The organism is Bradyrhizobium sp. USDA 4452, from assembly GCF_054063575.1.
In genome coordinates, this window is sequence record NZ_JBSSGK010000001.1 from 7,315,693 (window position 1) to 7,335,199 (window position 19,507).

A 19,507-nucleotide genomic window follows, 5' to 3' on the forward strand; every position below is an offset into this window, starting at 1 on the left:
TGCGCTGCCTGTCGGACCGATCACGAAACACAAGCGGATTAGGCTCATCAAACCGTGTGCGGCATATTCGGCCTAGTCGCCAAGAACGGGCTCGTCGATGCCGATCAGGTCGATCGATTGACGGATCTTGTCGCGCACCGCGGTCCGGATGGTCGCGGCGTCAGGATCAATGGCAATGTCGGGTTAGGGCACCGGCGGCTTGCCATCATCGACCTGACGGAAGACGGCGCGCAGCCGATGCGCGACCGTCTGCTCCCGATCTGGATCACCTATAACGGTGAGATCTACAATTACCTCGAGCTTCGCGCCGAGTTGGAGGCGCTGGGACATGTCTTCCACACGGCCTCAGACACCGAGGTCCTGCTGGCGGCCTATATCCACTGGGGCGAGAGTTGCCTCGATCGCTTCAACGGCATGTGGTCGTTTGCGATTCACGACGAGCGGCACAATACGATCTTCTGCGCGCGCGACCGTTTTGGCGTCAAGCCGTTCTACTTCGCAGACATGCCAACCCAGTTCGCCTTCGGCTCGGAGATCCGCCAACTGCTTCCGTTGATCGGGCGTTCGATCGCGGAGGACGATCTCGTCAGAGATTTCCTGGTCTGCGGTTTGAGTGATCACACCAATCGGACCTTCTTCAAGGGTATCGAGAAGCTGCCGCCCGGACACAAGATGCGGGTCGACGTCTCGACCGGCCGGATCGCGATAGAGCGCTACTATTCGCTGGCGCCGCGCGCGGCCGTGGTGGACGAGCAGGATGCCACGAGGTCGCTGGCCGAGCTGCTGGACGATGCGACGCGGCTGCGCCTGCGCTCGGACGTTCGCGTCGGCACCTGCCTGTCGGGAGGTTTGGACAGTTCCAGCGTCGCGACGCTGGCTGCGAAGCGCTATGCGGCAAATTCCAACGAGCGGTTCTTTGCCATCACGGCCGTCAGCGAGCAGACGACGAATAATGAGGAAGCCTACGCGGCCGATGTCGTGGCCAAGGCCGAGCTGAACTGGCTGCGCACCAAGCCGAGCTACGAGGATTTCGCGTCGACCGCGGAAGCCTTGCTCGATGTGCAGGAGGAGCCGTTCGGCGGACCCTCGATCATGATGCAATACGAGGTGATGAAGACGGCACGCTCGAATGGCGTGATCGTGCTTCTCGATGGCCAGGGCGGTGACGAGACGCTGCTGGGCTATCACCGCTATTATGCGGCCTGGCTCCGCGATCGGCTCGATCACGCCGGTGTCGGCGGATTTCTCTCCGCCTTTCGTGCCGCCACGAAGGCCGGCGTATCGGCGCGCCGCCTGTCGATGTACCTGTTCGGCGCCAGCTCGGCGGCGCTGCGGAGCGCATTCTACCGCTGGCAGTACGCCTTCCTGAAGCGCCCGGACCTGCCGGAGTGCCTTCGCCGTTTCGCGCGCGAGACGCGCGATGCGCAGCAAATGCAGGTGTTGGAGATCACCGAGACCAATTTGCCGATGTTGCTGCGTTTCGAGGACAAGAACTCGATGCGGTTCGGCATCGAGACGCGATTGCCGTTTCTGGACTATCGATTTGTCGAGTTTGCGCTGGGTCTGCCGACGCGCATCAAGCTGAACCAAGGCTGGACGAAATGGCCGCTCCGTGCAGCCATGCAGGACTTGCTTCCGACCAACATCACCTGGCGCAAGGACAAGATCGGGTTTGCAGCGCCGGATAAGATCTGGCTCAACCGGCATTCGCCTGCGATGTATGACAAGGTCATCAGCAGCACGCTGCTCGCGCGTTACGTCGACATGGCTGCGGTGAAGAAGAAATTCCACCGGCTCGACCTCGGAATGCGTTGGCGACTCTATTGCGTGGCCCTCTGGGGCGAGCGCTTCCGGGTTGGAGCCCCATGAAAATTTGCATGTTGTCGAGTGTTCATTCGGCCAACGACATTCGAATTGTTGAGAAGGAAGCGCGAAGCCTGTCCGAGGCAGGTCACGAGGTGACGGTCGTGGCGCGGCCGCCGCGCCCGAGCGACGCGGGACGCATCGAGTTTAAATTGATCGAACTGCCGCCGGTCGCCCGATGGAAGCGCCCGTGGGTGGTCGGGCGCGCGGCGACCGCACTTGCCCGCGCGGCCGAGGCGGATGTCGTGCAATTCCACGATCCGGAGCTGATCCCGTTCGCTTTGCTGCTGAAGCGGCAGCGCTGCAGGGTGATCTACGACGTTCACGAGGACGTGCCGGCCGATATCTATTCCAAGCGGTGGATCTGGCCGTGGATGCGTCCCCTTGTGTCGCGGGGGATGGAACTGGCGGAGCGAGCGGCTGCGCGGCGTTTCGATGCGATCGTCGCGGCGACGCCGGCGATCGCCGAGCGCTTTCACGCCTATGGTGCTGATGTCAGATTGGTGAGGAATACGGTTCGGCTGGATGAGTTCATCGAGCCGACGGCCACGACAAAGCGGCGACGTCAGGCGGTCTATGTCGGGCGCACCAGTTTTGATCGCGGGCTGGTCGAAATGGTGGAGGCGTGTTCTGCGGTCCGGCTGCCGCTCGTGCTGGCGGGGACCATCGGCCGCGAAGAACAAGCTTGGCTCGAGACGTCATCCGCTGATGTGTCATACCGGGGCCAGTTGGGCCGGGGTGACATCGCGACGTTGCTCAACGAAAGTCTGATCGGCCTCAATCTGCTGTTGCCCGAACCGAACTATTTGCTCTCGTTGCCAACGAAGTTGTTTGAATACATGGCCGCCGGGCTGCCCGTCATTACCAGTGATTTGCCGAAGACGAGGGAGATCGTCGAGGCGGCCGGGTGCGGCGTTGTGGTCTCGCTGAAAGATCGCAAGTCCTTGCTGGACTGCCTGTCCGCGCTTGCGGACGATCCCGGGCAGGCGATCGGATTGGGGCTGGCGGGACGCGCCGCGGTTGCCCGGACTTTCAATTGGCAGCACGACGCGGCGGAGCTCAACCGGCTTTACGCCGGTCTGGCTTCGCCCGAGGCGGACCGATGAACATCTGGCTCGTGCATCCGTTCGCCGGGGGGCCGGGCCTCGGCCGCCATTATCGTCCGTTCTGGCTGGCCGACGCGTGGCGAAAGATGGGGCATCGGGTGGTCGTGGTCAGCGCCGGCTTCCATCATCTGCACCGGGAGCCGCGTGCTCCGGGGCTGCAGCGGATCAATGGCGTCGACTTCTGGTTTCTCGACACGCCACGCTATGGCCGCGGCAGCCTGGGGCGGCTTCGGAACAATCTGAGCTTTGGGCCGGCACTTCGCGCGGGGGCGTCTGCAATTGCTGCGCAGTTCGGCGAGCCCGACCTGGTGATTGCGTCAAGCCCCCACCTGTTCTTCATTTCGGCGGCCCATCGGGTCGCACGGCGTTTCGATGCCCGGTTCTGGCTGGAGGTCCGTGACCTCTGGCCGGAGAGCATCATCGCACTTGGAATGACCCCCGCATGGCATCCCCTGATGAAGATGCTGGGCTGGAAGGAGCGCGCCGCCTATCGCGCGGCAGATCGCGCGATCTGTCTGCTGGCAGGAGCTGAAGCCCATATGCGCGCGCGTGGCCTGGCGGCCGGCAAGTTCTTGTGGATCCCCAACGGGGTGTCCGACTGCGAAATACAGAGCGCACTGACGATCGAGAATCTTGGTCATCCCCTGATCGACCGCATCAATCTGCTGAAGCAGCAGGGCAGGCGCGTCGTCCTGTACGCTGGTGGCATGGGCCCGCCGAATGCCGTGGAGGCCATTCTGGATGCGGCTTCGATCCTCGGCAAAGCGAACTCGGGTATCCATTTCGTGATGATCGGTTCCGGCACCTCGCGGGAAGCGCTCAAACAGCGGGCGGCCGCGCTTGCCAATGTGGAGTTTCACGATGAAGTCGATCGATCGGTCGTGCACGGCATGCTGCATGCTTCCGATTGCGCGGTCGTCGCCTTCCACAAGAATGCGCTCTATCACCATGGCATCAGCCCCAACAAGCTGTTCGACTACTGCCTCTTCGCGCCGCGCAGCGTCATTGCCTGCGAAGAGCGGGCGCTTGCCGAGCTTGAGGATTTGGTGACCGCGCGATGTGCGCCGGACGATGCCGGTGCGCTCGCCGCGTCGCTGCGCGCCGCGCTGGACGGTCCGGCGCGCTCGCTTGGTGATCGCGTCGCTGTCGCGCGGGGGTACAGCTATTCAACGCTGGCGGCGCAATATCTTGCGGAGTCCCGAGTTGGAGCTTGAAGTGTGGCCATCGCGACACATGGTTCGGATAAAATACCTTTATAATCAGATGGTTGCTTTGTTCATTGCGTGAACGAAATCGCTTGACGTTCATCGGGTGAACGCGCTATCAGCCTCCCCAGTGGGGATAGGCGTGATGGCAGGCATTCTACCGACGGATGAGAATGACAGCGACCGGCTTGTGCTCGGACTGCTCACCTCCCTCGAGGCGGATGGTGCGCAATCGCAGCGGCGGATCGCAGCCGAACTAGGCGTCGCGCTCGGCCTGGTCAACGCCTACCTGAAGCGGGCGATCAAGAAGGGCTTCGTCAAGGTCGGGCAGGCGCCCGCACGGCGATATGCCTATTATCTCACGCCGCAGGGCTTTTCCGAGAAATCGCGACTGACCGTTCAGTTCCTTTCTGACTCCTTTTCGCTCTTTCGGAAGGCGAAGGAGGAATATGGCAGGCTGTTTGAACGCGCACAGGCGCGTGGCTTCAGGCGGGTTGTGCTTGCCGGGCAATCGGATCTTTGCGAAATCGCGATCCTCTGCGCGGTCGACGGGCCGATCTCGGTCCTTGCGATCGTCGATCCCGATGCGACCGCCACCCGGTTCATTGGAGTCAAGGTGGTTTCCTCCTATGCGTTGGTGGACGAGCCGTTTGATGCGGTCGTTGTGACCAATTTGACGGCAGCCCGAAGCGTATTCGACCAGGCGGTCAGCAATTTCGGCGCCGAGAAAGTGCTCGCGCCGGACCTGCTGGGCCTGCGCCCAAAGCAGCCGCAGGGGGCGTGATGGCAATGGGGTCCAGTTCCTGGTATGTCGTGCAGACACAGGTCAATGCCGAAGCGAAGGCGGCGGCTGGCCTCGTGCGGCAGGGCTTCTCCACCTACCTTCCTCGCTATCAGAAGCGCCGCAGTCATGCGCGGAAGGTCGAGCTCGTGCCGCGACCGCTGTTCCCGCGCTACCTCTTCGTTGCGATCGATGTTGCTGCCCAGCGGTGGCGCGCCATCCAATCGACCATCGGTGTTTCACATCTCGTGTGCGTCGGCGATCGGCCGGCTGCGGTGGAAAATGGCGTCATCGACGTCTTGAAGTCGCGCGAGGACGAAGCAGGTTTCATCACTCTTGCGCGCAGGCCGGCCTTCTCGCCCGGCGACAAGGTGCGAATTGTCGAGGGCGCATTCGTCGATAGTCTCGCGCTTGTGGAGAATGCCAGCGATCACCATCGCGTGGCCGTTCTTTTGAATTTGTTGGGCCGCAAGGTTCGCGTTCTTGTCGGGGCGGAGCTGATCGCGGCGGCCTGAGTGCGTCTGCTTCCTGGCGGGCGTAACCGAAATATTCTGGCTTGGGTGTGACGCTCGATTCACCCTGAGTGCGGTAGCTTGCCTGAAGCAAACTGAAGGTTCGAAGCGAGGGATTTCATGACGAACTACGCGCTGATCGGTGCTGCTGGCTATATCGCGCCGCGGCACATGCGGGCGATGGCCGATACCGGCGGCAAGCTCGCCGTGGCTTACGATCCCAACGATTCCGTGGGAATCATGGATAGCCATTTTCCCGACGCCGAGTTCTTTACGGAATTCGAGTTGTTCGATCGTCACATCGGCGCGTTGCAGCGCGACGGCAAGAAGATCGACTACATGACGATCTGCTCCCCGAACTACCTTCACGACGCGCACTGCCGATTTGCACTTCGCTCCGGGGTCGATGCCATCTGCGAAAAGCCGCTGGTGCTCAATCCCGGCGACATCGACGGGCTGGCGGCCCTCGAGCGTGATACCGGCCGGCGCATCTCCACCATTCTGCAATTGCGCCTGCATCCGGCGATCATCGCGCTTCGGGACCGCTTCGCCAATTCGCAGAAGCGTCACAAGGTCGAGCTCACCTACATCACGTCGCGCGGGCGCTGGTATCACACCTCTTGGAAGGGCGCGGAGGAAAGGTCCGGCGGCGTAGCCACCAATATCGGGGTGCACTTCTTCGATATGTTGAGCTTCGTGTTCGGGCCCGCCAGCCGCAACGAAGCCCATCTGCGTGAGGCGGAGAGGGCCGCAGGCTCGCTGGAGTGCGAGCGCGCTGACGTCAGCTGGTTCCTGTCGCTCGACCGCAACGACTTGCCGGAAGGCGTGAAGGGCAAGAAGACAACCTATCGCTCCATCACGGTCGACGGCGAAGAGGTCGAGTTCTCCGAAGGCTTCACCGATCTGCATACGCGAAGCTATGAGGAGATCATCGCCGGCCGCGGATTCAGGTTGGACGAAGTCCGCCCTTCGATCGACATCGTGTCAACGTTTCGCCATGCGCCGATCGTCCAAAGCAACGGCGTTCACGCCTTTGCCCAGAAGGCGATGCACAAATGAGCGAGATGCGCGAGGATCCGCGCTTTCCCGGCGTCCTGATACATCAATCGAGCTACGTCGACGACGGTGCCGTGCTCGGACGCGGCACCAAGGTCTGGCATTTCTGCCATGTTCTGTCGCGCACGGTCATCGGCGAGAACTGCTCGATCGGCCAGAACGTGATGATCGGTCCGAACGTCAGGCTCGGAAACGGCTGCAAGATCCAGAACAACGTCTCGATCTACGACGGCGTCGAACTTGCGGACGACGTGTTCTGCGGTCCGAGCTGCGTCTTCACGAATGTAAACAATCCGCGCGCCGGCGTGTCCCGGAAAGACGAGTTTCGCAAGACGCCGATCGGACGCGGCGTGAGCATCGGCGCTAATGCCACCATCATCTGCGGGCATTCGTTGGGCGAATACTGCTTCATCGGAGCCGGTGCGGTGATCACGAAGGATGTCCCGGCGTTTGCGCTGATGGTGGGCAATCCCGCGCGCAGGGTCGGCTGGATAAGCAGGGCGGGCGAGCGGCTTGGGGCAGACCTCGTGTGTAGACGGTCTGGTGAGCGGTATCGAGAAACGGCCACGGGCCGTCTGTCCGTGGACCAATGACGGCCTACACCGCTCTTCAAAGGAAGAACGATTTTGCACACGGCCTGTAGGTCGGCCGGCAATTGATCAGCAAAGCTAGCGAGTAGATAGTTGCAATCCATACAGCTAAAGGACCAAGCCTCGCGCTTTGAAGCTCGCGTCGACATCGGGCGCGATGTTTCGTGTTGCAATGAGGACGAGTCGGTCGGGGAAAGAAAAGGGGTGGGTGACAAGCTTTGGGGAGAGGCGATCGACTCGGTCGTGATGCTGACTTGGTCGGACTGGAAGACCGAGCCTCGGAGTAACCGCTACCATTTCGCGACGCGCTTCGCGCGTCATGTTCCGGTGTTCTTCGTTCAACCGGACTCGGTCGCGGGCAAGGTCTGGTTGGAGCATGCGGCTCCTAACCTAACCATCGTGCATGCACCCAGCACCTATGGCATCGGCGAGGCCCAAGAACTGGCTTCGACACTTTATCGAGCCGGCTGCCGCAGGCCGATGCTTTGGACCTACAATTTTATGTTTGAGGCATACATCCATCGGTCAAATGCGGTCATCCGTGCGATGCACGCGACGGAGAACTACCTTATCGCGGGTGAGCGGCTGGCCGTTGCTGACGAGGATATGCGAGCCTCTCTCAAGCGGGTCTTGCAACATACCGATCTTCTGGTCGCGGTATCCGCAGGCGTGCTCGATGGCTGTGTTGTGAAGGGAGGATACACCGGCGCGACTCTGCTTCTCGAGAATGGCTGTGATTCAAAATTTTGGTACAACGTGCGTGCGTTTGAACACACGCCGGCGGTAGACGGTAGACCGGTCGCGCTCTTTCAAGGCGGAATCAACAATCGATTGGATTTGCCCTTATTGGCCAACGTCGCGCGACGTCTTCCGGAGTGGCACTTTTGGTTCTGTGGCAAAGTCCAAGCTCGACTCGCGGGATGGGATGAGGTCGCGTCGCTGCCGAATGTGCGCTGTTTCGGCTTCCAAGATGTTGACCGCGTCGCGGAGTTGGCACGACAAGCGACGGTTGGATTGATTCCATTTCATCAGGACGAGTTGATTCGGCGCTCGTTGCCCTTGAAAGCCTACGAGTATGTCGCTTGTGGAATGCCCGTGGTCAGCGTTCCAATCGATGCACTTGCTGGTCGATCTGACCTCTTTCGCTTTGCAACCACTGCGGAGGAGTTCGCGCTAGCGTTGGAGGAAGTTCGTTCAAGCCGGAGCGATGCGACTGCCGTAGCGCGCAGATTGGCCGCTGCGGCTGCAGAGTCTTACGACAATCGCTTTCATCGCCTGACTGAAACTCTGAGACATCGTGTTGAGCGTGTTCGCAGCCAAAAGGCAGCGGTGCAGCGCTACAATATCTTTTTGGTCTATGACGACGCATCCACGCACATTGGTACGGTTGCCGAGCACATAGAGGCGCTCCAGCGGTACACCCGCCACAACGTGGTGCTCGCTCCCGCCACCAGACATGTGCCCTACGTCGATGATGTTAAGGAAGTTGTTGATCTTAGCGCGTTCGATGCGGTGGTCGTCCACTACTCTGTTCGTGTGTCGCTCGATCAGTATATCTCGAGCGGTATGGCGGCAGCGATTGCAGCATATGACGGTCCCAAGCTGCTCTATATCCAAGATGAATATGAAAGCACCGAGACCGCACGGCGGTGGATCGAGCGGCTCGACATAGACACCGTCTTTACCTGCGTTCCGCTCGATCAGTTGGACAAAGTTTATCCCCGCTCGCGATTCCCAAAGATAGAGTTTGTGGGGACGTTGACCGGCTACGTACCGGAAGATGCCTCAATCGAGGAATATGCGAAGCCCTTGGCAGATCGTAGCACGATGATTGGCTATCGGGGTCGTCGTCTCCCTCACCAGTATGGGCTTCTTGGCCAAGAGAAACTCCGGATTGGTATAGAGGTCCGCGATAGAGCCCTCAAATTGGGGCTGCCGGTCGATATCGAGGTCGATGACTCGCAACGGATCTACGGCAAGGACTGGTATCGATTTCTTGGTTCATGCCGAGCGACGCTCGGCACCGAAAGCGGCGCCAACGTCTTTGACGATCATGGCGAACTGAAGCGCTTGGCCACTCAGCACAGCGCCATGCCTTTCGCAGAGTTCGCGCTCAGATATCTTGGACCCTACGAGGGCAAGGTACACATGAATCAGGTCTCGCCGAAAATCTTTGAGGCGATCCGGATGCGTACGGCCCTTATTCTCTTCGAAGGAAGCTACTCGGGCGTCGTCGAGCCGAATGTGCACTATATTCCGTTGAAGAAGGACTTCTCCAATTTCGAAGAGGTTGTGGAGAAGATAAGCTCCATTGAATATCTGGAGACGCTCACGGAGCGCGCCTATCGAGACATCGTCGAGAGCGGGCGGTGGAGCTATAGAGCATTCGGTCAGGATTTCAGCCGGTATCTTTCGCGTCGTCTCCTGGAAAGGCCGGCTCGCGCCCGTGTGGTCAGTGCGCCAGTGCTTGCATTCTTTGGCAATCAATCTCCAGCGTCGGTCTGGCCAAGCGCGCTGATGCACGCATTGGCAAATGATCAAATCCTTGATCATCGCATTACTCGGCAGGCGGTATTCTCTGCGATGAATATCCAGAAGAGCCCGGATGTCGATCTCCGAACGGTCGCGCGACTGCTCAGACGCGAGATATTGGAGTCTGTCAGAGCGGCAGCACTGAAGGTGCCCGGGCTGCGCCAGCTGGTGCGCGCCCTTAAGCGATTGAGACGTGAGACCTTGGAGACTCTGAGAGCGGGTGCGCTGAAGGTGCCCGGGCTGCGCCGGCTGGTGCGCGCTCTAAAGCGACTGAGACGTGAGACCTTGGAGTCTCTCAGAGCAGGCGCGCTGAAGGTGCCCGGACTGCCCCGATTGGTGCGCGCTGTCAAGCGTCGCCTCAGGCTCTATTCCTGAAGCTTGTTGGGCAAAGCTCGTTAGGTTCGTGCATAACGTCGCAATCAATCGCGAGCTGGGTTGGCGTAGCGGCCGACCGCGATCGATAGCGCAGTGCTAACTCCGGTGGATTGAATGTGCGGACTTTTTGCCTCAATCGGCTTCGAACCCGATCCGAAGCGGATTGACATCGTGGCGCATCGAGGACCGGATGGACGTGGCTGGCGCGTCTTGTCGAGCCCGTCTGGTCCTGTCGCCTTGGGGCACCGCCGTCTTGCCATCATCGACGTCAGCGACGCCGGCCTTCAGCCAATGGCTGATCAATCCGGTCGATATCAGCTCGTATTCAACGGGGAGATATACAACTATCTCGAACTTCGAGAAGAGCTGCGCGCACAGGGCGAGATTTTTACGACAGAGACTGACAGCGAAGTACTGCTGCGGGCCTACATGGTTTGGGGCCGGGATTGCCTGTCGAGGCTGCGCGGCATGTTCGCTTTCCTAATTTGGGATGACCGCGAAAAATCTCTATTCGCCGCGCGCGACCGGTTTGGGATCAAGCCGCTCTATTTCTTCCGAGCGGGCCAGGCAATTGCGTTTGCTTCGGAAATCAAACAACTCGTTCAGCTTCCGGGTTGGACAGGGCGGATGAACATTGCGCGCGTCCACGATTTTCTCAGCGTGGGTATGTCGGATCATACATCGGAAACCATGTTTGACCGCGTGCATCAGTTGCGAGCCGGAGAGTTCGCAATTGTACAAACGAGTGGTAGTGGGCCTGAAACGACAGCCGCACGTTGGTATCCGGCGACGGCCGGCACCTCGAATCTAAGCGAAGCGGAGGCCGCCGATCAGTTTCGTTGGCTTTTCGACAAATCGGTGCAGTTACATTTGCGTTCGGATGTGGCGATCGGCTCCTGCCTGTCTGGAGGACTCGACTCGTCGTCGATTGTCTGCACGATGGCGCGTCAGCTTGGTGCCGATGCTGTCATCAACACCGTTTCGGCCTGCTATCGGGAAAAGGAAGCGGACGAGAAGCCGTTCATGGAGGAGGTTGTAAGCGCGACCAGCGCTCGACCCCATTATGTCTTCCCGCGTCCGGAAGACGTTATGTCGCGTGCCGCGGAGATCACCTGGCACCAGGACGAGCCGTTTGGATCCAGCTCCATTTTTGCGCAATGGTGCGTCTTCGAAGAGGCCAGCAGGGCTGGCGTCAAGGTCATGCTCGATGGACAAGGAGCTGATGAGCAACTGGCCGGATATCACGGCTGCTATCAATATTACTTCCAAGGTCTTCGCAAAGCAGGCCAGTTCGGACAGATCGCGCGGACCGTCTTGGAGCGCGTGGCCTACCACAAGGCCCCGCTAAGTCCCTTGCTGCGCCAATACGCGCTGCCCATTTTTCCGAAGCTCATTGCCACCGGCATTGGAGCCCTCCTTCCGGCAGTTCAGGCGGCACCTCCGGCGCGCGACTGGCTTTCAGGGCCGATCATCCGTGAACATGGTAATCGGAGTCCGGCGCTATCGCTTGCCTCCGATCTGTTGGACCTGCCGCCCGTCGAAGATCTGCGAAGCCTTTGTCTGACCATGACTTATGCGTCTAACCTCCAGACGCTGCTGCACTGGGAGGACCGCAATTCGATGGCTCACTCGATCGAGGCGCGCGTGCCGTTCCTGGATCACCCGTTAGTCGAGTTCAATCTTGCCCTCGGCAATGATCACAAGATCGTGGGCGGCGACACAAAGCGCGTCCTGCGCCGCGCCATGCAGGACGTTCTGCCAAAACGAGTTCGCGAACGGCGGGACAAGCTCGGCTTCACGACGCCGGAGCAGGCATGGTTTCGAGGTCCCTTGAGGGATCTCATGCTCGAGGGGACGGAATCGAGTCTGAAGCGTTTTCCAGAACTTTTTGATGCGCAGGAGACCAGATCTCATGTTCGAGAAATGCTGAATGGCGAGCGGTCGGTGGACTTCTCGCTTTGGCGCATTGTGAACATGGGAATCTGGGGCGAGCGTTTCGGTATCACGGCGTAGCGGATCGCCACCTGCTCAAGAAACCGACCAAATGCGGGTTTTGATCCTCCACGAGATCGACGATCTAGCGTCTGCGCGGCGCACCTCGGTCAATCACGCTTTTTGCCTGATCAAATACGCGCCGCAGAACGAATATACGTTGCACAGCACGCGCCAGCCGGTGACCGCTCGGCTTCGTAACCAGTGCTTTGACGCGATCGTTCTTGATACGACTTTTCTCACTTGGCGATGGGCGAAGCCGAAATCGCTGCGGCTCGATCGCATTCTCGAGCAGTATGCCTTCATAGCCAAGTCGGACGCGGTCAAGATCGCTCTGCCACAAGACGAGTATGACCACACCGAGATCCTCGATGACTGGCTGGCGGATTGGAAGGTCGATCTCATCTATTCGGTGTGTCACGAGCACAGGGACGAATTCTATCCTCGATCAGGGAAGCGCGCGGCAATCGTCGAGGGGCTGACTGGCTATATTGACGATGCCGACGTCGCATTAATGCAGCGGTTTTCGGTTCCTTTCAGGGAGCGAAAGATCGATGTGGGCTACCGGGCCAAGGCGCTCCCTGCCTATTTCGGACGGCTCGGGCGCATGAAGTCCGAGCTAGGCGATCATTTTCGCTCGGGAATGAACGGTCGCGACTTGAAGCTGGACATTTCCACCGACACTCGCGACGTGTTGGTCGGCGACGCCTGGTTGCGGTTTCTCGGCAATTGCAAGTTCACGCTCGGATGTGAGAGCGGGAGTTCGCTGATTGATCCAAGAGGAGAGATCAGGGCGCGTGTTGAGACTCAGCTGCAGCGGAACCGGTCAGCCAGCTTCGAGGAGTTGGAGAGAACCTGTTTCCCGGGGCAGGACATGAAGCGCGTGTACTCGGCCTTCGGACCGCGCTTGTTCGAGGCGGCGATAGCGGGATCATGCCAGATCCTGACTCCCGGAAAATACGCCGGCGCGCTGAATGCTGGCGAGCATTACATATCTGTTGAACCCGATTGCTCGAACGCGGACGAGGTTTTCGAGCAGATGCAGGATGACAACGCCAACGAGACGCGAATCGATGCCTGTTATCGGGCGCTGGTCGGCAATCCGAAGTTTCGCTACCGCCACTTTGTCTCCGATATGCTGATGCAGATAAGAAATATTGCGGATAAAAAGGGGCTGGCCTTGACGGACGGCGGCGGTTGGCCCGCTCCGGTGGACGAAGAGGTCGCTCTGCGTGAAGCGCTTACTCTGGGCGTGCTTCGTGCGCATCAGGATCATATCGCCGATATGAAAGAAATCGGGTTCGTCCCAAATTTCCTCCACACGGTTGCCGTGACGTTGGGCAGGCAAGTGCTGACGTTGGGACGCAGAATTCGCGGATAAATTGCGCCCTCGTCGGCGCGGACATCACAATCTAGACTCGGACAACTTTATGTGCGGAATCGCAGGCTTCGTTTCCTTCGCAGGGCTGCCCCTTACTCGCGGGAAAGCATCGCTCGATGCGATGGGACGGTTGATCGCCCACCGTGGGCCCGATGGATTCGGCTCGTGGAGCGATGATGCGCAACGTGTCGGCCTGGTCCACCGCCGCCTTGCAATCATCGATCTCACGCCTGCCGGCGCCCAGCCGATGCTCGCTCCGAACGGCACGGTCATTTCGTATAACGGGGAAATCTACAACTTCGTCGAGCTGCGGCAGCAGCTCTCGGATCGCTGGACGTTCCAATCGAATTCGGATACCGAGGTTATTCTTGCCGCTTACGATCGCTGGGGCGAGGGCTGCGTCGACCATCTGCGCGGAATGTTTGCTTTCGCTATTTGGGACGAACGGAACAAGAAGCTGTTTGCCGCGCGCGACCGGTTTGGGATCAAGCCGTTCCATTACACGGTGCGGAAGGGGGTTCTGTACTTCGCCTCCGAAGCGAAGGCGCTGCTGCCGTTTCTGGACACCATCGATACTGATCCTGATGCGCTCGGCGAATACCTCACGTTCCAGTACACCATTGGCGAGAAGACGCTGTTCAAGGCAATATCGACCCTGTTGCCGGGGCACGCTCTCCGCGTAGAGAACGGGCAGTTTTCGACGAGGCGGTATTGGGACGTTCAGTACGACGTCGACTTTGATCATAGTCCAATCTACTTCGAGCGGCGATTTACCGAACTACTGTCCGATTCGATGCGCGTACACCTGCGCTCAGATGTGCCCGTCGGAGGTTACGTCTCTGGTGGTCTTGACTCGAGCTTGGTTGCGCTTCTGGCATCCAAGCTCGACCATCGCAGCCGCGATGCATTTCATGGTCGCTTCCTCGAATATCCCGGCTACGACGAAAGCCATTACGCCAAGACGGTCGCAGAACTGGCGGAGATGTCGCTCCATACGGTGGATATTACGGCCGAGGATTTCCGGAGTCATATCGGAGACGTGATCTACCATCTGGACTTTCCGGTCGCCGGACCAGGCTCATTCCCGCAGTACATGGTGTCCGCGCTCGCCGCCAAGCATCTCAAGGTCGTCCTCGGCGGGCAGGGGGGCGACGAACTCCTGGGTGGCTACGCCCGCTATCTGGTCGCCTACTTTGAGCAATGCATCAAGGCGGCTGTCGACGGTACCTATCGAAACGGACATTACGTCGTGACGATCGAGTCGATTGTGCCGAACCTCGGTCTGCTTCGCGAATACAAGCCGCTGATGAAGGAGTTTTGGCGGGACGGCCTCTTCGAGGATCTCGACCGGAGATATTTTAGGCTGGTCGATCGTTCGACTGACATGGTGGGTGAGGTCAACTGGAGCGGACTGAACAAGGACTCGGTCTTCGAATCCTTCCGGGCCATCTTCAACAACAAGGACAACGTCAAGAAAGAAGCCTATTTCGACAAGATGACGCATTTCGACTTCAAGTGTCTGTTGCCGGCCTTGCTCCATGTCGAGGATCGCATGAGCATGGCACATGGGCTGGAAAGCCGCGTGCCGCTCCTTGACCATCCTCTCGTCGAATTTCTGGCGTCCGTTCCCGCCGACGTGAAATTCATGGGCGGACAGATGAAGCACCTCATGAAGGTCGCATACGAGGATACCCTGCCTAAGGCCTTGATCGAGCGGCGGGACAAGATGGGTTTCCCGGTGCCGCTGAAGGAGTGGTTTGACGGGGACCTGAAGGGCTTTGTTCTGGACATATTCGGTGAGCAGAGGCTAAAGCATAGACCGTTCTTCAACAGCGATACTGTGCTTTCGCACTTCGGCGAACAGTCCCGCTTCTCCCGAAAGACGTGGGGGCTTCTCAGTCTGGAGCTCTGGCATCAACGCTTTCACGACCGAGCAGCCGAGTTTCGTGCGATGGTCAGCGCTTAAACTTCTCAATCTGGATGGTGGCTATGAAGATTTTTGTAACCGGCGGAGCCGGACAGGTCGGATCGACGGTCATTGACATGCTGCTGTCGCGTGGCGACACGGTGGTTGCGATCGACAATTACGCGACCGGCAGAGCCGACAACCTCACCAAGCACGCAAATCTCACTCTGGTCGAAGACACGATCGCGAACGCCGAAGTGGTCGATCGACTTTTTTCCGATTTCCGGCCGGAGGTCGTTATCCACACTGCGGCATCCTATAAGGATCCGGAAGACTGGAGCACCGATGCGTTGGTGAACGCGGTCGGGACGGCCAACGTCGCGAAGGCCTGCAAGACCTTCGGCGTATCCCGCCTGATCTACTTCCAGACGGCGCTCTGCTATGGCACCAAGCCGCTGCAGTCGCCGATCCCACTGGACCATCCGATCAATCCCGTCAATTCCAGCTATGCGATCTCGAAGACGGCCGGCGAGCACTACGTGCAGTTCTCCGGCGTCGAATGGGTGACGTTCCGCCTTGCCAACGTGATCGGGCCGCGAAACGTGTCGGGGCCGCTGCCGATCTTCTACGGGCGGCTGGCCAAGGGGCAGAAGTGCTTCGTCACGCCGGCGCGCCGCGACTTCTGCTACGCGGGCGATCTTGCCCGTGTCGTCGTCAAGGCCGCCGATGGCGTCGGCCGCGGCACCTACCACTTCTCGTCGGGCAAGGACGTCGCCATCAAGGAGCTCTACGATTCCGTGGTGCGGGCGATGAAGATCAATGATTATCCGGAACCGGAAGTGAAGCCGCTTGGCCCGGACGATGCGCCTTCAATCCTGCTCGACCCGTCACGCACCTTCAAGGATTTCGGTGCCGTCGAATTCACCTCGCTCGATGAGATCGCCCGCCTGTCGGTCGAGCGCTGGGAGAAGGAAGGCGTTGTCGGCGGCTATACGCACCTGAAGGAAGCGCGTGCGGAAATCCGTACCTGATCGGAACGGCGACATGCGCATCATCATCACCGGCGGCGCGGGCTGCCTCGGCTCGAACCTGATCGAGCACTGGCTGCCGCAAGGTCACGAGATCCTCGTGATCGACAATTTCGCCACCGGCAAGCGCGAGGTTGTGCCTGCGCTTCCGGGCCTGACCTTGATCGAAGGCTCGATCGCCGATCGGGACCTCGTCACGTCGGCGTTCGAGGGGTTTCGGCCGACGCATGTGGTGCATTCGGCCGCGTCCTACAAGGATCCGGCGAACTGGCGGGAGGACGTCGTAACCAACGTCGATGGCACCGTGAACGTGATCGATGCGGCACGTGCCGCCGGCGCGAGCCGGATTCTGAATTTCCAGACCGTGCTGTGCTATGGCCGGCCGGAAACCACGCCGATCCCGGTCGAGCATCCGCTGCGGCCGTTCACCAGCTACGGCATTTCGAAGGTTGCCGGCGAGCAGTATCTGGCGATGAGCGGCCTGCCTTACATGTCGCTGCGACTTGCCAACGTGACCGGTCCTCGCCTGGCGATCGGACCGATCCCGACCTTCTACAAGCGCCTGAAGGCCGGGCAGGGCTGCTTCTGCAGCGACGCGCAGCGCGACTTCCTCGATATGTCCGACTTCCTGGCTGCAGTCGATCTCGCGATGGCCGAGCAGGCGCCGACCGGCGTCTTCAACGTATCGAGCGGGATCGGCCACTCGATCAAGGAAATCTACGACCTCGTGCGTGCCCACCTCGGTCTGCCGGCCGATCCCGACGTGAAGGTGGTGCCGGTGGGCGACGACGACGTGCCGTCGGTCGTACCGGACCCAAGCCGGACCCGCGAGCGTCTCGGATGGCAGGCCAAAGTGCCGTTCGACGAGACCATTCGACGGCTGCTTGCCTGGTACGACGCCCATGGCGTGAGCGACGTTTACAGTCACCTGGTGGCACCCAAGAGCTGATCATGAAGTCATTTAACGGATCGACCATTCTCGTCGTCGGCGGAGCCGGATTTGTCGGCTCAAATCTCGTGCGGCTGTTGCTTGAACAAGCGCCGGCCAAGGTCATTGTCGTCGACAATTTGCTGTCGGCCGACGCCTCGAACGTGCCGGATGATCCCCGGATCCAGTTCGTCTCGCGTCCGATCACCGATGACGCCGTGCTCGCCGCACTGCCCGATGACCTCGACTTTGCCTTCCATCTGGCATGCTTCCACGGCAACCAGTCGTCGATCGCCGATCCGATGGCGGATCACGACAACAACACGCTGACCAGCCTGAAGCTGTTCGAAAGGCTCAAGGCCATCCGCTCGCTGCAGAAGGTGGTGTATGCCGCAGCCGGTTGCGCGGTGGCCGAGAAGACCTTCGACGGCGCTTCGGCTACGACGGAGGATGCTCCGGTCTCGCTGTACCACGACAGCCCCTATTCGATCTCCAAGCTGATCGGGGAGATGTACGGCAACTACTATTTCACCCGGTACAAGCTCCCCTTCGTGAAGGCTCGTTTCCAGAACGTGTACGGGCCGGGAGAGATCCTGGGTGCGGGCCGCTGGCGCGGCACCGTTCACACGGTTTGGCGGAACGTCACCCCGACCTTCATCTGGAAGGCGTTGCACGACGAAGCGCTTCCGGTCGAGAATGGCGGGATAGCCTCGCGCGACTTCATCTTCGTCGAAGACATGGCGCGCGGTTTGATGGCTTGCGCTCTCTCGGGTGACCCCGGCGAGATCTACAATCTCGCTTCGGGCGTCGAGACCAGCATCCTCGATCTGGCGAAGCGAGTGAACTCGATCACCGGCAACCAGACCCCGATCGCGCTTACGCCGGCGCGCGACTGGGACAGGTCGGGTCAGCGCTTCGGCGATCCGGCGAAGGCGCGGGAGAAGCTCGGGTTCGTGGCGAGCGTCGCGCATGAGGACGGCCTGAGGCGGACCATCGCTTGGACGCGGGAAAACCGTGACCGTATCCTCGGCTGCATGCGTAATCACGTGACGCACGTGCCCGACGTTGCGAAGTATTCCTGATGTCCATCAAGATCCTGACTGTGGTCGGTGCGCGACCGCAGTTCATCAAGGCCGCGGCGCTCAGCCGGGCCATCCGCGATACGGATGGACTGACGGAAGTGATGATTCACACCGGTCAGCATTTTGACGCGAACATGTCTGATCTGTTCTTCGAGGAATTGGCCATCCCGAGGCCGAAGCATCATCTGGACATCAACGGCGGTGGTCACGGCGACATGACCGGGCGAATGCTGATGGCGATCGAGCCGATCTTGCTTGCCGAAAAGCCGGATTGGGTTGTGGTGTACGGCGACACGAACTCGACGCTGGCCGGTTCGTTGGCTGCCGCCAAGATTCACATTCCGGTGGCGCATGTCGAAGCCGGGCTCCGATCCTTCAACCGGCGGATGCCTGAGGAGCTGAACCGGATCGTGACGGATCATCTCTCGACGCTCCACCTGTGTCCGACGGCGACAGCGATCGCCAACCTTGCGGCAGAGAGCGTGGTCAAGGGCGTGCATCACGTCGGCGATGTGATGTATGACGCCACCTTGTTTGCACTGGAGAAGGCCGAAATCAGTTCCACGATCCTGAGCGAACTGGGGCTTCAACCCAAGCAATACGCGCTTGCCACCGTGCATCGCGCGGAGAATACGGACGATCCGGAGCGGCTCCGCGATGTCGTTCAATTCCTGCTGGAGCAGTCGCACGGGCGTACCGTGGTGCTGCCGTTGCATCCGCGCACCCGGGGTGCCGCTTCGCGGCTGGGCGTGAGCCTGGAAGGACTGCGCATCATTGATCCGGTCGGCTATCTCGACATGGCAAAGCTGCTGCATCACGCCACCGACGTGTACACGGACTCCGGTGGCCTCCAAAAGGAAGCTTACTTTCATCGGGTGCCATGCGTCACGCTGCGCGACGAGACCGAGTGGACCGAGACGGTTGCAAACGGCTGGAATCGACTTTGGAAGGGACCGGCGCATCAGGTGCGGAAGGATATCACCGACTACGGGCGGGGACGCGCAGCTTTCGAGATCGCCGAACTGCTGCGTGACCAAGCCCCGTTACGTGCAGCAGGTTGAGGTTCTTGCCGACGGGATTTGTGTCCCTCGGCCTCCTGCCGGTCGTCCGGCATATTCAACCGTCATAATTGCTTTTCTGCGAGCGCAATTTGTGCCCGCGCGGTGAAGC

At 60.2% G+C, this 19,507-nt stretch carries 15 protein-coding genes; all 15 read left to right on the forward strand.

The window, feature by feature from the left end:
• The first annotated feature begins 54 nt into the window (after nt 1–54).
• The gene (gene asnB / locus ACVISU_RS34410) at nt 55–1,869 is read left to right on the forward strand and encodes an asparagine synthase (glutamine-hydrolyzing) (protein WP_456709902.1); all 1,815 of its coding nucleotides are present in this window, start codon (nt 55–57) and stop codon (nt 1,867–1,869) included.
• Nucleotides 1,866–2,969 (forward strand): glycosyltransferase family 4 protein, encoded by a 1,104-nt coding sequence (locus ACVISU_RS34415; RefSeq protein ID WP_456709903.1) that lies wholly within the window; start codon nt 1,866–1,868, stop codon nt 2,967–2,969. Before asnB (ACVISU_RS34410) ends, ACVISU_RS34415 begins: the two co-directional genes overlap by 4 nt.
• The gene (locus tag ACVISU_RS34420) at nt 2,966–4,183 is read left to right on the forward strand and encodes a glycosyltransferase family 4 protein (protein ID WP_456709904.1); all 1,218 of its coding nucleotides are present in this window, start codon (nt 2,966–2,968) and stop codon (nt 4,181–4,183) included. Before ACVISU_RS34415 ends, ACVISU_RS34420 begins: the two co-directional genes overlap by 4 nt.
• Nucleotides 4,184–4,319: 136 nt before the next feature.
• Entirely contained in the window at nt 4,320–4,958 is a 639-nt protein-coding gene (locus tag ACVISU_RS34425; protein WP_456710969.1) for a winged helix-turn-helix transcriptional regulator, read from the forward strand.
• A 29-nt stretch (nt 4,959–4,987) separates the two neighbouring features.
• Nucleotides 4,988–5,470, forward strand: a complete 483-nt coding sequence (gene nusG, locus ACVISU_RS34430; protein WP_456709905.1) for a transcription termination/antitermination protein NusG — start codon at nt 4,988–4,990, stop codon at nt 5,468–5,470.
• Nucleotides 5,471–5,587: 117 nt separating this feature from the next.
• Entirely contained in the window at nt 5,588–6,526 is a 939-nt protein-coding gene (locus tag ACVISU_RS34435; RefSeq protein ID WP_456709906.1) for a Gfo/Idh/MocA family oxidoreductase, read from the forward strand.
• Nucleotides 6,523–7,116: an acyltransferase gene (locus ACVISU_RS34440; RefSeq protein ID WP_456709907.1), complete on the forward strand. Its 594-nt coding sequence runs from the start codon at nt 6,523–6,525 to the stop codon at nt 7,114–7,116. The genes ACVISU_RS34435 and ACVISU_RS34440 overlap by 4 nt, the downstream gene beginning before the upstream one ends.
• Before the next feature lie 201 nt (nt 7,117–7,317).
• Nucleotides 7,318–10,020: a glycosyltransferase gene (locus ACVISU_RS34445; RefSeq protein ID WP_456709908.1), complete on the forward strand. Its 2,703-nt coding sequence runs from the start codon at nt 7,318–7,320 to the stop codon at nt 10,018–10,020.
• Between the two features lie 114 nt (nt 10,021–10,134).
• Nucleotides 10,135–12,033: an asparagine synthase (glutamine-hydrolyzing) gene (gene asnB, locus ACVISU_RS34450; protein ID WP_456709909.1), complete on the forward strand. Its 1,899-nt coding sequence runs from the start codon at nt 10,135–10,137 to the stop codon at nt 12,031–12,033.
• Between the two features lie 31 nt (nt 12,034–12,064).
• Nucleotides 12,065–13,393 (forward strand): hypothetical protein, encoded by a 1,329-nt coding sequence (locus tag ACVISU_RS34455; RefSeq protein ID WP_456709910.1) that lies wholly within the window; start codon nt 12,065–12,067, stop codon nt 13,391–13,393.
• 49 nt (nt 13,394–13,442) lie between these two features.
• Complete coding sequence (asnB, locus tag ACVISU_RS34460; protein WP_456709911.1) at nt 13,443–15,359, forward strand: asparagine synthase (glutamine-hydrolyzing); 1,917 nt, start codon at nt 13,443–13,445, stop codon at nt 15,357–15,359.
• Nucleotides 15,360–15,382: 23 nt separating this feature from the next.
• Entirely contained in the window at nt 15,383–16,330 is a 948-nt protein-coding gene (locus tag ACVISU_RS34465; protein WP_456709912.1) for an NAD-dependent epimerase/dehydratase family protein, read from the forward strand.
• 13 nt (nt 16,331–16,343) lie between these two features.
• Complete coding sequence (locus tag ACVISU_RS34470; protein ID WP_298363180.1) at nt 16,344–17,276, forward strand: NAD-dependent epimerase/dehydratase family protein; 933 nt, start codon at nt 16,344–16,346, stop codon at nt 17,274–17,276.
• A 2-nt stretch (nt 17,277–17,278) separates the two neighbouring features.
• Nucleotides 17,279–18,337, forward strand: coding sequence for an NAD-dependent epimerase/dehydratase family protein (locus ACVISU_RS34475; protein ID WP_456709913.1), 1,059 nt, complete (start codon nt 17,279–17,281; stop codon nt 18,335–18,337).
• Nucleotides 18,337–19,398, forward strand: a complete 1,062-nt coding sequence (gene wecB / locus ACVISU_RS34480; protein ID WP_456709914.1) for a non-hydrolyzing UDP-N-acetylglucosamine 2-epimerase — start codon at nt 18,337–18,339, stop codon at nt 19,396–19,398. Before ACVISU_RS34475 ends, wecB begins: the two co-directional genes overlap by 1 nt.
• Nucleotides 19,399–19,507 lie beyond the last annotated feature (109 nt).

Excerpts from the sequence above, each read along its gene's own strand:
- ACVISU_RS34415 (WP_456709903.1), top strand. The coding sequence starts at position 1,866 with ATGAAAATTTGCATGTTGTCGAGTGTTCATTCGGCCAACGACATTCGA.
- ACVISU_RS34420 (WP_456709904.1), top strand. The coding sequence starts at position 2,966 with ATGAACATCTGGCTCGTGCATCCGTTCGCCGGGGGGCCGGGCCTCGGC.
- ACVISU_RS34425 (WP_456710969.1), top strand. The coding sequence starts at position 4,320 with ATGGCAGGCATTCTACCGACGGATGAGAATGACAGCGACCGGCTTGTG.
- ACVISU_RS34435 (WP_456709906.1), top strand. The coding sequence starts at position 5,588 with ATGACGAACTACGCGCTGATCGGTGCTGCTGGCTATATCGCGCCGCGG.
- ACVISU_RS34440 (WP_456709907.1), top strand. The coding sequence starts at position 6,523 with ATGAGCGAGATGCGCGAGGATCCGCGCTTTCCCGGCGTCCTGATACAT.
- asnB (WP_456709909.1), top strand. The coding sequence starts at position 10,135 with ATGTGCGGACTTTTTGCCTCAATCGGCTTCGAACCCGATCCGAAGCGG.
- ACVISU_RS34455 (WP_456709910.1), top strand. The coding sequence starts at position 12,065 with ATGCGGGTTTTGATCCTCCACGAGATCGACGATCTAGCGTCTGCGCGG.
- asnB (WP_456709911.1), top strand. The coding sequence starts at position 13,443 with ATGTGCGGAATCGCAGGCTTCGTTTCCTTCGCAGGGCTGCCCCTTACT.
- ACVISU_RS34465 (WP_456709912.1), top strand. The coding sequence starts at position 15,383 with ATGAAGATTTTTGTAACCGGCGGAGCCGGACAGGTCGGATCGACGGTC.
- ACVISU_RS34470 (WP_298363180.1), top strand. The coding sequence starts at position 16,344 with ATGCGCATCATCATCACCGGCGGCGCGGGCTGCCTCGGCTCGAACCTG.
- ACVISU_RS34475 (WP_456709913.1), top strand. The coding sequence starts at position 17,279 with ATGAAGTCATTTAACGGATCGACCATTCTCGTCGTCGGCGGAGCCGGA.
- wecB (WP_456709914.1), top strand. The coding sequence starts at position 18,337 with ATGTCCATCAAGATCCTGACTGTGGTCGGTGCGCGACCGCAGTTCATC.